Source organism: Burkholderia sp. 572 (assembly GCF_040545135.1).
Lineage (GTDB): Bacteria > Pseudomonadota > Gammaproteobacteria > Burkholderiales > Burkholderiaceae > Burkholderia > Burkholderia cepacia.
The window spans coordinates 401,951-416,701 of sequence record NZ_JBEPLH010000001.1; the positions used below are offsets into that span (position 1 = coordinate 401,951).

11 protein-coding genes are annotated in these 14,751 nt (G+C 67.2%); 2 read left to right on the forward strand and 9 right to left on the reverse strand.

Features of this window, described 5'->3' with window-relative positions; translation table 11 throughout:
• Positions 1–136 precede the first annotated feature (136 nt).
• On the reverse strand, positions 137–1,096 hold the full coding sequence (locus ABIC51_RS01890; protein WP_059693247.1) for an MlaA family lipoprotein: 960 nt from the start codon (positions 1,094–1,096) through the stop codon (positions 137–139).
• Complete coding sequence (gene hpnN, locus ABIC51_RS01895; protein WP_354006318.1) at positions 1,089–3,722, reverse strand: hopanoid transporter HpnN; 2,634 nt, start codon at positions 3,720–3,722, stop codon at positions 1,089–1,091. The genes ABIC51_RS01890 and hpnN overlap by 8 nt, the downstream gene beginning before the upstream one ends.
• A 323-nt stretch (positions 3,723–4,045) precedes the next feature.
• On the opposite strand from hpnN, the gene ABIC51_RS01900 reads away from it, so the two are divergent.
• On the forward strand, positions 4,046–4,642 hold the full coding sequence (locus tag ABIC51_RS01900; RefSeq protein ID WP_027790211.1) for an MlaC/ttg2D family ABC transporter substrate-binding protein: 597 nt from the start codon (positions 4,046–4,048) through the stop codon (positions 4,640–4,642).
• A 128-nt stretch (positions 4,643–4,770) separates the two neighbouring features.
• On the opposite strand, the gene ABIC51_RS01905 is transcribed toward ABIC51_RS01900, so the two are convergent.
• From ABIC51_RS01905 to ABIC51_RS01925, 5 genes are all read right to left on the reverse strand, one after another.
• The gene (locus ABIC51_RS01905; RefSeq protein ID WP_146253833.1) at positions 4,771–5,907 is read right to left on the reverse strand and encodes a fimbrial protein; all 1,137 of its coding nucleotides are present in this window, start codon (positions 5,905–5,907) and stop codon (positions 4,771–4,773) included.
• 32 nt (positions 5,908–5,939) lie between these two features.
• Positions 5,940–8,519 carry a fimbria/pilus outer membrane usher protein gene (locus ABIC51_RS01910; RefSeq protein WP_457766338.1) on the reverse strand — a complete coding sequence of 860 codons (2,580 nt, stop codon included), beginning with the start codon at positions 8,517–8,519 and terminating at the stop codon, positions 5,940–5,942.
• Between the two features lie 120 nt (positions 8,520–8,639).
• On the reverse strand, positions 8,640–9,413 hold the full coding sequence (locus ABIC51_RS01915; protein WP_059693240.1) for a fimbria/pilus periplasmic chaperone: 774 nt from the start codon (positions 9,411–9,413) through the stop codon (positions 8,640–8,642).
• Between the two features lie 89 nt (positions 9,414–9,502).
• The gene (locus ABIC51_RS01920) at positions 9,503–10,051 is read right to left on the reverse strand and encodes a fimbrial protein (RefSeq protein WP_146253820.1); all 549 of its coding nucleotides are present in this window, start codon (positions 10,049–10,051) and stop codon (positions 9,503–9,505) included.
• Between the two features lie 274 nt (positions 10,052–10,325).
• Entirely contained in the window at positions 10,326–10,967 is a 642-nt protein-coding gene (locus tag ABIC51_RS01925; RefSeq protein WP_060083896.1) for a TetR/AcrR family transcriptional regulator, read from the reverse strand.
• 144 nt (positions 10,968–11,111) lie between these two features.
• Between ABIC51_RS01925 and ABIC51_RS01930 the strand changes: the two genes are divergently transcribed.
• On the forward strand, positions 11,112–12,635 hold the full coding sequence (locus tag ABIC51_RS01930) for an MFS transporter (RefSeq protein ID WP_175898502.1): 1,524 nt from the start codon (positions 11,112–11,114) through the stop codon (positions 12,633–12,635).
• Between the two features lie 49 nt (positions 12,636–12,684).
• On the opposite strand, the gene ABIC51_RS01935 is transcribed toward ABIC51_RS01930, so the two are convergent.
• Together ABIC51_RS01935 and ABIC51_RS01940 are read right to left on the reverse strand one after the other, a co-directional pair.
• Entirely contained in the window at positions 12,685–13,329 is a 645-nt protein-coding gene (locus ABIC51_RS01935; RefSeq protein ID WP_027790218.1) for a response regulator, read from the reverse strand.
• A 29-nt stretch (positions 13,330–13,358) separates the two neighbouring features.
• Entirely contained in the window at positions 13,359–14,744 is a 1,386-nt protein-coding gene (locus tag ABIC51_RS01940) for a cache domain-containing protein (RefSeq protein WP_027790219.1), read from the reverse strand.
• Positions 14,745–14,751: the final 7 nt, after the last annotated feature.

Genomic DNA, 14,751 nt, shown 5'->3' on the forward strand with positions numbered 1-14,751 from the left:
CGGCGTTCGCCGCTTTTCTCACCCCTCCCTTCCCGGCTTTCCTTCCGGTTCTCGCGGACAAATCGCGGACAAAAAAAGAGCGCTGCAGATTTGAACTGCAGCGCTCTTTTTCCTTGCGGCGGTAGCCGTTGCAGCGTTACTGCGCGGCCGGACTGCTCGCAGGCGTTGCCGGCGCGGTTGCCGATGCCGCGGCAGGCGCAGCAGCCGGCGTGCTCGCCGGCATCGCACCGTCCGCACCCGGATCGTCGTACTGCGGCAGCCCCGGCGCGGCCGGTGCATTGTTCGGCGCAGCGCCCGGTGTACCGCCCGACTCGCCCGGATCCTCGTAGTTCGGCAACCCCGGCACGGCAGGCGTCGCGGCCGGCACGGCGCCCGATTCACCCGGTTCGTTGTAGGTCGGCAGCGTCGCCGACGACGACTGGCTGCGATACGTCAGCGACTTGCGCTGCTGCAGGTACGCGTCGCGCACGAACGAATACGGATCGAGCGCGGCCTGCTTCAGCAGGTCGGTCGCGCCGAGCAGGTCAGAGCGCGCGCTGATGAACTGCGCGATGTACATCGGGTTGCGCGCGGCCGGCTCGATGTAGTTGAGCAGGTTGAAGCGCACGTCCACCGCGCGGCCGACGCCGTCGCGGAACGTGCTCGGCCCGAACACGGGCAGCACGAGGTACGGGCCGGACGGCACGCCCCAGCGCGCCATCGTCAGGCCGAAATCCTGGTGATGCTTCGGCAGCCCGGCCGGCGTCGCGATGTCGATCAGGCCGGCGACGCCGAACAGCGAGTTCATCGCGACGCGCATCAAGTCCTGCGTCGCGTCGGTGATGCGCAACTGCAGCAGGTTGTTCGCGATGTTGCCGAGGTCGCCGAGGTTCGAGAAGAAGTTGCTGATCGCGGTGCGCACGGGCGTCGGCGTGACCTTCTGGTAACCCTTCGCGATCGGCTGGGCGATGTTCGTGTCGACGGTGTCGTTGAACTTGTACATCGCCCGGTTCATCGGCTCGAGCGGGTCGTTGGGGTTGCGGTTCGGTCCCGTCGCGCAGCCGGTCAGCACTGCGCTGGCGGCAACGGTCGCCGCAATGATTCGCACCTTATTCATTGATTCCTTGCGATTGGTTCTTGGCGCGTTTGACGCGCGGTTTGCCCATCAGGACGGGCTGGAACACCACGGCGCCGATCAGCGTGCAGGTCAGGGCCAGCGCGAGCAGCTTGCCCATGCTCGACGTGCCCGGGTGGTGCGACAGCCACAGGCTGCCGAATGCGGTCGCCGTCGTCGCGGCGCTGAACAGGACGGCGTGCGTGAGGCTCGAGTGCAGCAGCCCGGTTTGCCCCCCGCGCCACGCCATCACGAAATACACCTTGAACGCGACGCCGACGCCGAGCATCAGCGGCAGCGCGATGATGTTCGCGAAGTTGAGCGACATGCCGAGCACGACGCACAGTTCGAGCGTCACGATGCCCGACACGAGCAGCGGCACCAGCGTGCGCAGCACGTCGCCGAAGCGGCGCAGCGTGACCCACAGCAGGATCGTGATCGAGATGATCGACCACAGTGCCGCATGCAGGAACGCGTTGATGATCGTGTCGGCCGAATGCAGGATCGAGATCGGCCCGCCGGTCGCGCCCGGCTCCGCGGCCTTCACGGTCTTCGCGAAGCGGCGCAGCATCGTGTCGTCGTTCGGGTCGACGCCCTTCGGCACCTTAGGCGAAATCTGCACGAGTGCGTGGCCGTCCGGTGCGACCCAGTCGCGCACGAGCTGCGGCGGCAGCGATTCGCGCGTGATGTCCTGCGGCCGCAGCAGCGAGGCGAGCTGGTTGAGCGCGATGCGCAGCGTGTCGGAGAACGCACGCTCGGCGCGGTCGCGCGTCGCGGCGTCGGCGGCGGCGAGTTTCGCGAGCGAGGCCGACAGGTGCTGCGCGGCGGCCGCGCCCGGGCCCGGATGATCATCGGCCGCGTAGCTCAGCAGGTCCGACACGCGCTTGAGCGCAGCGACGCGCTGCGCGTCGGTCGCGGGCGGCGCGGCCGGCTGCGTCAGCGCGGGCAGCAGGTCGCTCGCGGCCGCGGCGATCGCCGCGCGCTTGGCCGGCTGGTCGGCGGGGATGAAGGTCGACAGCGTGGTCGTGCGGCCCACTTCAGGCAGTGCGTCGAGGCGCTTCGCGGCCGCGTCGGCATCGGCGAGCGACGGCGCGAGCAGCGTGACGTCGTTGACGGCGGCTTCCGGCGAATCCTTCAGCGCAAGCAGTGTCGCCATCGATTCGCTGTGCGGATCCTTCAGGTGCAGCGGGTTGAAGTCGAAGTGGAGGAACGCGAGCAGCGGCAGCGCGCCGATCACGACCACGAGCGTGCCGATCAGGATCGGCTTGCGATGGCGATCGAGGTAGTCGTCGACCGGCGCGAGCCACGGGAAGCCCGGCGTCTTCGATTCGCCCGGCGGCGCGAACAGGCGCAGCAGCGCCGGCAGCAGCGTGATCGTGGTCAGCAGCGCGACGAACATCCCGACGCCCGCGATCAGGCCGAGTTCGGACACGCCGCGATAGGCGGTGGGAATGAACGAGAAGAAGCTCGCCGCGACGGCCGCGGTGGCCAGCGCGAGCGGCATGCCCATCGAGTGCGCGGCGCCGATCAGCGCGTGATCGATGCGCGGATCGCGGAAGCGCTCCTCGCGGTATTTCACGCCGTACTGGATCGAGAAATCGACGCCGAGGCCGACGAACAGCACCATGAACGCGACCGAGATCATGTTCAGCGAGCCGACCATCGCGAGGCCGAGCGCGGCGGTCACGACGAGGCCGACGAACAGCGTGACGAGCACCGAGCCGATCATCCGCTTCGAGCGCAGCGCCAGCCACAGGATGACGAGCACGGCGAGCAGCGTGAGCGCGCCGTTGAGCGCCGCGCCATCTTCGACGGACGCGAATTCGTCGTCGGCGAGCGGCTGCTCGCCGGTCAGGCGCACGGCGGCGCCGTAGCGCTTCTCGAGGTCGAGCGAACGGGCCGCGTCGCGGATCACCTGGCTGGTTTCCGCGCCGGCCTTCAGCGCGCCGTAGTTGACCACCGGCTGCACGGTGACGAACGCGCGCGCGGGCTGCCGCGCGGCATCGTTGTCGACCAGCGCGCGCCACGAGAACGCGGCGGGCTTGCCGGCCAGCACGTCGTCGACCGTCGCTGCGCTGCGTGCGAGCAGCTTCGCCATCGCGGGCAGTTTCACCTGGCCGGTCAGGAGCGGCTGGCCGAGCGTGGTGGAGAGTGTGGTCGCGAGCCCGGTCAGGCTCGGGTTCTTCGCGAGTTCGTTGACGAGCGGGCGCGCGCTCGCGAGCTGCGAGGTGGTATCCGTGACCTCCTGCGGCGACAGGAACAGCAGCCCGTTGTGCTCGAAGAACGGCCCGCCGCCGGGCTCGGCGACCTGGCCGATGCGGCCGGCGTCGGCATCCTTGCGCAGCGCTTCGGTCAGCGCATGCGCGGCGGCGTTCGCGAATTCGGGCGCCGGCGCCTCGACGACCGCGAGGATCGTGCCGTTGCGTTGCGGGAACGCCTTGTCGACGGCCTGGCCGAGGGCGGCCCATTGCGGCTCGGCATCGACGAGCTTGCTGATGTCGGTGTTGATCTTGAAATGCTGCGCGACATAGACGCCGCTGAGCGCGGCGATGACGAGCGACAGGACGACGACCCAGACGGGGCGGCGCACCGACCATGCAACGAGTCGGACGATGAGAGATGTCACCATGTGGCGGTGGGGAGCGGCTGGCAAGGGCAAAGTAGCCAAGTATACCGGCGCGGCGTGGCGGCGGTCGTGACGTTGGGGGTTTCGGGGCGGGAAGGAGATTTGTTCGCGACAGCGGAATCGATACCGATGGCTCGCCGGTTTGTAAGGGGATATTTACATAATCGGCGCCGCGCTGCGTCGTCGCGCCGCCGCACGCCTGTGACAAAGGAACCTGAAAGGTAACAGTCGGTCACGGCGGCGCACCGAAGCGTCGGGCCCGGTATACTTTGCTTCGTCGGCCGGTGCAATGAACCGGTCGTTTTTTCTCATCGAGCGATATTCGTATGAAACGTCATCTGTTTGCTTTCGTCGCGGCGGCCGCCGTGTCGGTTTCCGCTTTTGCGCAGAGCGCGCCGGTCGATATCGTCCGCAATGCGGTCGAAGGTACCGTCAACGCGATGAAGGCCGATCCGGCCGCGCGCGGCGGGGACATGGCGAAGGTCTCGGCGGTTGTCGAGCAGCGCTTCCTGCCCGCGACCAACTTCGAGCGCACGACCCGCATCGCGGTCGGCGACGCGTGGAAGCAGGCCACGCCGCAACAGCAGCAGGAGCTTTACAAGCAGTTCAAGCTGCTGATGACGCGCACCTACGCCGCGTCGCTCGCGCAGCTCGGCAGCCAGGACGCGAAGTTCTCGTTCAAGGCCGGCGGCGCGTCGGGCGCCGACGCGCTCGTGCAGTCGACGGTCACGACGCCGGGCGACAGCCAGTCGGTCGGCTATCGTCTCGGCAAGGTCGGCAACGACTGGAAGATCTACGACATCGACATGTCGGGCGCGTGGCTGATCCAGGTCTACCAGGGCCAGTTCAAGAGCCAGCTCGCATCGGGCGGGATCGACGGCCTGATCGCGTATCTGCAGAAACACAATTCGCGGACGAACTGACGGCTGCTGCGCGGTTCGGAATCCGGATGCATGAAGGGCGCCCTCGGGCGCCCTTGTTTATTTACCCTGGGGCGTGCACGCGCAAGTCCACACCGCCTTCGCACACATCGAGGCTCGCTGTGCGCGGCCTACTGATACGTCATGGTGAAGGTCAGCACGGCGTTTGCGCTGCCGGCTGTTACCTTCGCGGCCGTCTGGTAGTACCTGGCGGTGAGCGGGATCGTGTAGGAGCCGCCGGTCGATTTGCTGTAGCTCGTCAGCGTGTACTGCGTGTTGTATTTCAGCGCGTTGCCGTTGCCGTCCTTCAGTTGCAGGCCGATACCGGTGGCCGTCGAACCGCTCGACAGCGCCAGCACGCCGTTGGTGCTGTCGAGGACGGCATTGACCGGGATGAACTGGTACTGGATCGAGTTCAGGCCTGTCGGGCAGGCGTTGACCGCCACGTTGAACGAGACGGCCTGCTTGTTGGTCGAGCCGATGCCCGTGAATTCCGACTGCATGGGCGAGCCCATGTTGACCGTCACGTTCGGCGTGGTGCACGCCGCGACGTTGACGATGGTCGAGGTCAGCGAATACGACACGTGGCTCGAAGCGGAGACCGCAAACGGGCCGTTGATGTTTGCTCCCCCCGTCGAGGGCGCTCCCTCGAACAGCACGCCGCCCGTCACCGTGCCCGCCGTGATGGCGCCGGTCTTGACCAGCGCCACCTGAACCTGACCGCCGTTGTTGACCAAACTGCTCGTACCGTTCAGGTTGCAGGCCCACCCAGCCCAAGGGCTGGGTAGCGGCGGCCTCGGCGTGCCGAGATCGTCCCATGGCTGCCAACCGCAACCGTTCGCATAGGAACGCACGCCGATCGCGACACCGACGCCTGGCACATTGGTATTCCAGACCGTATAGGCCACACCATTCGGCCCGGCCACCGTCATGCCGGCCTTGGTCATCGACAACGCTTCGAAGGCCATACCCGAGAATGCAGAACCCGACACGGTGCAACTATAGAAGTTGGTGGTGGCCGGAGTACTGGCCCAGGCAGTCAGCACCGTACCGATCGCGGCGTCGCGCGGGATCGTCACCGAAGCCGGCATCGAGATCGTCACCGTCTGTGCCGTGCCCGTGCAACTGGCGCTCTGTGCGAACGCGGCACGCGAACCCAGACCAGGCATCAACGCTACCAGCGCGAGCAGCCAGAACACCACGCGGCCCCAGCCGCGTGCCGATTTCGCCTGCCGGCGCGTCGCGGTCGAATTTTCGTTTCGTTTCATGACCTCTCCCAGGCTCATTTCATCAGCAGCGCTCATTTCGTACATACCGCTTCCGTATCGGTCCACCGTTGCCGGCTCGTCTTGCTCGCCGGCGCAAGCGTGTAGGACAGCGAACAACCCTCGGCGGCCGTATCGCCCCACCTCACCTTCAGCGTGCCGGTATCCGTCTTCACGCCGCGCAGCACGACGCGGCCATCCTGCGCGACGGTGCCGACGTTCTGCCCCGCCGTATCGCTCACCTCCGCGCCGAAGGGAACCGGCTCACCATCGGCCATGCGCGCGCGCATGATCACCGCGCGTCCGCCGCCCTCGGTCTCGTACTTCAGCCGCACCACCGCACCCGCGGTCGGCGCGACGTGCTGCGCGCTGGATTTCAGCTCGACGCTCATCGGCACGCCCTTCGGATCGATTTCCACCTCGTTGGTCGAGAACGGCGTCAGGGTCGACACCAGGGCATGACCGAACCGATCGATGCGCAGGCCGCTGCCGGCCGTCACGCGTGCGCCGTTTGCGTCCTTGGCCTCGACGATCGCCATCGTCTCGCCCATGGTCGGCGTAAAGGCCACGCCGCCGGCATAGGCCACCATACCGCCCGAGATGCCGCCGCCGTACTGCGTAAAGCCGGTGCCCTTCGAGGCGTTGCCCGACAAGGTCGCATACGGCGACAAGTAGGACACGTTGCCGCCGACGTTGGCGGTCGCCCCGGTGCCGCTGCCGCGGGTATGACCGACGTTCACGCCATAGCTGAGCGCGTTGTCGATGCCGAGCGAGCCGGTCAGCGACTGCTGGACCAGGGTTGCGCCATGGCTGTCGTGTTGCAGGCTGGTCGACGAATACAACGTGCGCGAGCCGAGGTTCAGCGGGATCGACACGTTCAGCATGAAGCGGTTGTCCCAGCGTTTTTGCGTCGCGTCGAATTGGCGCGCGACCGACACGCCGTAGTTGATGCGCCGGAAATTGTTGCTGTAGCCGGCCTGGAACTGCGTGTCGTTGCCGCTGCGATTCCAGTAATTGACGGTCGAGCCAGACAGGTAGAACGAGCCCCAGCCTTCCGGCAGGCCCTGGTTCAGCATGACCTGGAACTGACCGCGACGCACGCCGCCCGACAGCAGGCCGTTCACGCCGCCGGTCTGCTGGCTGCGCAACTGCATGGCGTCTTGCAGGCCCAGGTAGCCGCTGCTCGAATAACGATAGGCGGCCACCGCGATATTGGTGTTGGTCGGACTGATCAGCTTGCTGTACGAGAGCTTCACGCTCTGGCCGTGGCGCGTGCCCATGCCGGGCAGATCGGTGTTGGCCTGCGTGATGTCCAGCGCGAACGAGCCCAGCCCGGTGTTGAGCGCGACGCCGGCCAGGCCTGCCAGGTAGCCGGGCGCGGCCGTCATGCCGCCGTAGCCGGTGATCAGGTTGGTGAAACCGTGCTGTACGGTCGCCTGGAACAGCGCGGGCTTGCTCGACAGCAGCGGACTGCGGTACTGGCCGGCCGTCACGCTGAAACGCGTGATGCCGGGCCGCAGCGAACTGACGGCCGACGCATACGGCACCTTGAAGGTGTGGATGCTGCCGTCGGCTTCGGTCACGATGACGTCGAGGTCGCCGCCATAACCGGTCGCATAGAGATCGTCGATCTCGAACGGGCCGGTCGCGACGTTGGCGCTGTAGACGATATTGCCGTTCTGGCGCACCTGCACCAGCGCATTGCTGTTGGCGATGCCGTGGATGGTCGGCGCATAGCCGCGTTGCGATTCCGGATACATGCGCTCGTCGCTGGCGATTCGCACGCCGCGAAAGCCCACGCTGTCGAACATCGTGCCGTCGGTGAACGCGTCGCCGATCACGAGCTGCGCCTTCAGGCGCGCGATCGAGCGCTGCAGGCTGGTCTGCACGCTCTGGTAGTGCGTGCCGCCGTGCGTGTTGTAGGTGGTGTTGCCGTTGTGGCGGAAGCGCCAGGGCCCGACGTTCAGGCCGGCGGTCAGGCCCAGGTAGGCCTGGGTCGACGAGGCGCCCTGGTTGTCGGCGCGGTAGATGTTGCCGTTGTACGACAGCAGCGCAGCCGGCACGCCCTCGTCCCAGTAGCGCGGATCCACGTAGCCGCGCGCCGCGCGGCTCAACGAGGCCTGCGGGATGCTGACGTCGAGCCGCTGCTCGCCATTGTCGAAGGTGGCGACGGCGTCCGGCACCAGCATGCCGATCGTCGCGCAGGCATGGTTCGAGTCCGTCAACATGCGCGTCGCTTCGGGCGACAGCTTCGCGAGATCCACCCCGACCTGCTGCAGCAGCTCGCGATCGAAGCAGGGCTGGACGTTGTTTCGGCTGTCGCCCACCTGGCGCAGCGTGATCGCGGTACGACCGATCCAGTTCGTGTTGACGTACAGGTCGACGCGATACGAACCCGGCGCCGCGGCATTGCCTTTTTCGAAGCGACTGACGTCCACCCGCGTGCCGCCCGGGCGCTGCAGGAACAGGTCGTCGAACTGGACTTCCGCCACCTGTGTGGCGCTTGTGGTCTGCGCCATCGCGCCCGTCGACGCGAACACCGACAGCGCGAGCAGGAAGCACGGGCGCGGGCGCCAGCGCACGAATGGCGGCAAACTCGAAAGACGTTGGATCACGATAGGCACCCGAGCGTGAGCAAGCCTCCGCCCTGCCCGGGCGGGCATGCTTGGTCTTGCTGTGGAAAGGACGTGGCGCGCTACCCGCGCCTCGCGCAATGGAAGAGAGTCAGTCGCGCATCATCGCGACGGTGCAGCGGTGTCTGACCGCAACGGCGTCTCGCCGATGACCGAGCCGCCGTAGTCGTTCAGCGTCGTGTAACGCACGCTGGCGCCGGCCGAGCCGGGCACATCGCCTTTCAGCGGGAAGGCGCGCGTCTCGCCCGGCCCGACCATGCCGCCATCGTCGAAGATTGCGCTGCGTCCGCCCGACTGCACGCTGATCGTGGTCAGCGACACATGGAACGGCGTCGGGTTGTGCGCCTCGATGGCCGGCTTGCCGTCGGCCTGTGTGAGCCGCCAGGTGAGCTGCGCCGGCGCATCGGCCGATGAACCCGCGAGTTTTTCCGGACGATAGAACAGCTTGATGCGCGAACGGAATGCGAGCTGGATACGGTTCATGTCCGCGTCCGCCGCGCTCGGCTTGGGCGGCACCTCGAGCACGTTGAGCCAGAACACCGACTCGTGATCGTGCGGCATGGGCTCGCCGGTGTAGACGATGCGCAGCGTCTGCGATTTGGACGGATCGATCCGCGAGATCGGCGGCGTGACGGTGAAGGGCACCTTGGTCGTGGACGGCGCGCCGCGCACGTCACCTGTATCGACCCACGACTGCACGAGCGCGGGCGACTGGCCGGCGTTCGACAGCTTGAGCGTGACCTCGGATTCGCTCGCGGCATAGATTACGCGCGTGCCACCGATCACCACCGATGCATCGGCGGGCGTTGCCAGGTAGCCGAGCCATGCGGCGCATGCGGTGGCGATCGCGCGCCGGAGGGTGTTTCGAAGCTTCATGATGGAGATCGATGCAGGTAGCGAGCACGAGGGGCGGAGCGACGTCGTGCCGCTCCGCCCGCTCTTGCTATGTATAACTAAGTGATTGGTTACTGATAAACGAGCGAGTACATCACGCTCGACGTCGCCGCGCCTGCCGTTGCAGCGCCGGTTGCGAAGTACTGCGCGTAGTAGTTCAGCGTGGCGGTGCCGGTCGAGCTGATTGCGACTGACTTCGAGTTTTGCGAGGCGTCAGCTGCGCCGATCCTGATAGGCGAATAGGTGCCGTCGCCGTTCAGCAGCTGGATCTCGACGTTGGTCGCGCCGCCGGCGGCCAGGATCAGGTTGCCGGTGGCGGTGTCGACCGTCGGGCCCGGTTCGAAGTAGGTGTGGACGTTGCCCGACGCCGGCGTGCAGGCCGTCAGCGCGATGTTGAAGGGCGTGCGGTTGGCCCACTGGCCTGCGGCGGCCAGCGCGCTGGTCGCCACCGATTGCAGCGGCACATTGAAGTTGTTCGAGTTGCTGCCGTTGCCGTTGATCGTGCAGGTTTGCGCGGTAACGCTGCCGTTGAACGTGATCATGCCGTCGGTGGCGGATGCGATTTGCGACGCAGTGGCTGCAGCCACGAACAACACGGCGGTAATGAGTTTGGTTTGCATGTTTTTGGTTTCAGAAAGAATCGATCTGGATGGTGATACGACGCCGACGCGATATCCGTTGACAGCGCGACGCGACATCCAACGGCGACCCGAAAAGGCATCACACGGCCGAATATTATGTTTTCGGCTTGGTTACACTTGGACAGAACGAATCCTACTGGCGTCAACAATTCGTAAGATGAACAATTGTCACTTTGCGATGGCACCAATGAAAAATGCCGTTCAGCGTGACTGAACGGCATTCGCCTTCGGGTGCCTGGTTCGTTGCCGTGCGTCAGGTGCCGGCGCCGAGCATCCGCAGGCAATCGTCGACCACCGCGTCGACGAACGCGGTGCGATCCGTTTCCGGCGCCGCGATGATGTGGTCGGTCGCGCCGTGCACGCCCGCATAGATCAGCAGCGCGGTGACCTGCGGGTGCGCGAGCCGCCAGGTGCCGGCCCGTGCGCCGCCGTCGAGGATCTCGCCGAGCTGTTCGAGGATCGCGTTCTTGTCGGCATTCGCGCGATCGTGGTGATGGTGATTCGCGTAGACGATGTCGTGCGTGCGGTAGGTCGCCGCGTAGGTTTCGATGTTGGTGCGGATCCACGCGCGCAGGCGCGCGAGCCAGTCGTCGGCGTCGCACGCGTCCACGGCGTGCTGCAAACGGTCGAGGAACGACGCCGTGTAGCGCTGCGCGAGCGCGGCGAGCATGTCGGATTTCGATTCGAAGTAGTGGTAGAACGTGCCCTTTGCCACCTGCGCGTGCTCGACGATCTCGCTGATGGTCGTCGCTTCCACGCCCTGCGCGAGGAACAGCCTCTCGGCCGCGGCCATCAGCTCCTCGAGGCGCACTTCCGCCGGCTTCGTGCGCGGCAGCTTGCCCGCCGGCGCGTCGTCCTTTCCTGTCGTGGTTCCTGCCTTTGTCCTGTCCGTCATCGCGCGGCTCGACGCCCGTTCGTGCAAAGCCCGCAGTTTAGGCCAGCGCCCCGTTCACGGCCAACGCAATCCATTGACCGACGGTCAGTCGATATATATGATGCGAATCATTCTCATCTTCGTGCCCGTGAAGGGCCGACCGCCATGCCTCGCTACCGTCGCGCCGCACTCGTCCTGGCCGCCTGTCTCGGCACCTTCCTCGCCACGCTCGACATCAGCATCGTCAACGTCGCGTTGCCGACGCTGCAGACGGCGCTCGATACCGACATGGGTGGCCTTCAGTGGGTCGTCAACGCGTACGCGCTCGCGTTGTCGGCGTTCATGCTGTCGGCCGGCCCGCTCGGCGATCGCTACGGACACAAGCGCGTGTGGCTCGCCAGCGTGGTTCTGTTCACGGCCGGGTCGGTGGTCTGCGCATGCGCGAGCCGGCTCGAGCCGCTGTTGATCGGGCGCGCGATCCAGGGGTTCGCCGGCGCGTTGCTGATACCGGGCGCGATGCCGATCCTCACGCATGCGTTTCCCGATGCGCGCGAGCGCGCCCGCGCGATCGGCGGATGGTCCGCGTTCAGCGCACTCGCGCTGATCCTCGGGCCGCTGGTGGGGGGGCTGCTCGTCGAGCATGGCGGATGGCAGGACATCTTCCTCGTCAACGTGCCGATCGGCATCGTGACCGTGCTGCTCGGCGCGTGGGGCATTCCGGAGCGCCGGCATCCGCAGCACGCGGCGTTTGATCCGCTCGGCCAGGCGCTGAGCGTGGTCTGGCTCGGGTTGCTCACGTACGGGCTGATCGGCATCGGCGAAGCCGGCGCGTCGCACGTGAAGGTGCTCGCGCCGCTCGCGGGCGCCGCGGTGGCGTTCGTCGTGTTCGTGCGTGTCGAAACGCGCGTCGAGCGGCCGCTGCTGCCGGTCTGGCTGTTTCGCGACCGGCGGCTGGTGCGCGCCAATCTCGCGTCGTTCGTGCTCGGGTTCTCGGGGTACAGCAGCCTGTTCTTCCTGTCGCTGTTCCTGCAGCAGGCGCAGGGGCGCACGCCCGCCGCCGCCGGCTGGCAACTGATGCCGCAGTTCGTGATGACGGCGGTCACGTCGATGCTGTTCGGGCGCATCGCGGCGCGCATTCCGTTGCACGCGCTGATGGTGGCCGGGTACGGTCTGGTCGGCGCGATGCTCGCGGTCATGGCGGGCTTCGGTGCGGGAACGCCGTATGTGCCCGTCGGCATCGCGCTGGCGGTGCTCGGGGTCGGCATGGGGCTCGCGGTGCCCGCGACCGGCATGACCGTGATGGAACTCGCGCCGGCCGAACGCGCGGGCATGGCGTCGGCGACGATGAACGCGTTGCGCCAGACGGGGATGAGCATGGGCATCGCGGTGCTCGGCAGCATGATGAGCGTCGGTGCGCTGCACCGGATGACGGCCGCGATGCAAGCGGCCGGCAGCGCGCAAGCGGATACGCTGGCGCGGCAGGCGGTGATGGAGCATGTGTTTGCAGCGGGACAGCCGGCGCTGCTTGGCGCGTATCGGGATGCGATGGCGCACGGGTTTTCGATCGCGGTCCTGTGTTCCGGAATCCTCAGTGTTGGCGTTGCTGTGATGCTGATGATGCGGCGTGAAACGAAGAAGCAATCGGGGGGCGCGACGGCGGCGTGTATGACGTCTTCACGGTCGGATTGATATGCCTTGCCGGCCGGCCGAGCCTTTTGCAGCAGATCGCGGCGCCGACCTACCTTCGCCGATGCTCGACCGCGAACTTGATCAGCTCGGCCTGCCCCTCGATCTCCAGCTTGCGCTTCAGGTTGAGCCGGTGCGTCTCGACCGTGCGCACCGACAGCCCTGTCTGCTGCGCGATCTGCTTGCTCGACAGCCCTTCAGCCAGCGCGTCGAGGATGTCGCGTTCGCGCGGCGTGAGCCGGTCGAGCGGCGACGCGGTCGTGCTCGCGTGGATCATCCGCGCGGCGAGCCCTTCGCTGAAGAACGTCTGGCCCGCCAGCACCGTGCCGATCGCGCGCACGATCTCGCTCGCGGGCGAATCCTTCAGCAGGTAGCCGCTCGCGCCGGCACGCACGGCCTGCGTCACGTATTCGACGTTGTCGTGCATCGACAGCATCAGCACGCGGATGCCCGGAAAGCGTTCGTGAAACACGCCCGCGAGCGTGATGCCGTTCATGCCGTTCATGCCGATGTCCATCAGCGCGAGATCGGGTTCGAGCGACGCGGCGAGCGCGAGCGCCTCGTCGGCGTTGCCGGCTTCGCCGACCACGGACAGGTCGGCCGCTTCGAGCCGCATCCGCAAGCCGTCGCGCACGAGCGGGTGATCGTCGACGAGCAGCAGTCGGGCGACGGGCCGGGCGGTGTCGGGGGCGCTCATGCGTGAAAGGTCTCCTGTGATGGGGCGCGTCATGACGCGGCGCCGGGCAGCGGCACGCGCGCGGCGACGATCGTGTGGCCGACCTGCGACGTGATCGTCAGCGTGCCGCCGAGCGCGTCGAGGCGCTCGCGCATGTTGCGCAGGCCGATGCCGTGGCGCACGTCGGCCTGCGAGCGTTCGGCGTCGAAGCCGCAGCCGTTGTCGGCGATGGTCAGCGTGACGGATTGCGCGCCGACGTCGAGCGTGACGGCCGCGCGCGACGCCCGCGCATGATGCACGATGTTGCTCAACGCTTCCTGCGCGATCCGGAACAGCGCGGTGTTGACCGCCGCGGGCAGCGGCCGGGCGCCGCTGTGCGCGACCTGCGTGTAACCGATGTCGATGCCGCTTTCGGCGCCGAGCTCGCGCACCAGCTGCTCGAGCGCCGCCGCGAGGCCGAGATCGTCGAGCATCGCGGGGCGCAGCGCATGCGAGATGCGCCGCACTTCACGCAGCGTGTCGCCGAGCCGCACGACACCCGATGTCAGCGCCTGCTCGGCCTCGGGCATGCGCGCGGTGCCGCGTTCGAAGCGCGCGAGCGCGGATTCGAGCATCAGCTTCGCCGATACCATCATCTGGCTGATCCCGTCATGCAGCTCGCGTGACAGCCGCGCCCGCTCCTGCTCCTGCGATTCGACGACGCGCTGCGCAAGCAGCTTGAGCTTCGCGTCGGCGCTGCGCGACTCGCTGACGTTCAGCACCAGCGCGCACACGGCGATCGCGGCGGCACCCGTGAGCGCGATCGCGGTGAGCCAGCTCATCGTGCGCTCGATGTTCGCGGACGCGCGCGCGTCGATGCGCTGCAGCGCGGTGTCGACATCGTCGAGATAGATGCCGGTGCCGACCATCCAGCCCCAGCGTTCGAGCGCGATGACGTAGCCCAGCTTCGGCGCGACGCGGCCCGTCGACGGCCGCTGCCACGCGTAGCGCACATAGCCGCCGCCGCTCGACGCCGCGCCGATCAGCTTCTGGATCGTCAGCGCGCCCTGCGGGTCGCGCATCGACCAGTAGTTGTGGCCGACACGCTCGGGCTCGCGCGGATGCATCAGGGAATTGCCGTGCAGGTCGTACACGAAGAAGTAACCGTCCGGGCCGAAATCCATCTTCTGCAGCATCGCGAGCGCCTGCGTACGCAGCAGCGCGTCGTCGCGCGCGTTGCGGCCGCTCGCGTCGTAGAGCGGCATGATCGCGCTCGTCGCGAGCTCGACGTAGTGCTTGAGCTCGACCTCCTTGCTCGACATGTACGCGGCCTGGATCGTCGCGTGCTGCGTGCGCGCGAGGGACGTCGCCTGCTGGCGCACGCCGAAACCGATGCCGGCGATCGCGAGCAGGAACGGCACGATGGCCAGAAGGAAGATCTTTGCCTTGAGTCTCATGGTGGTG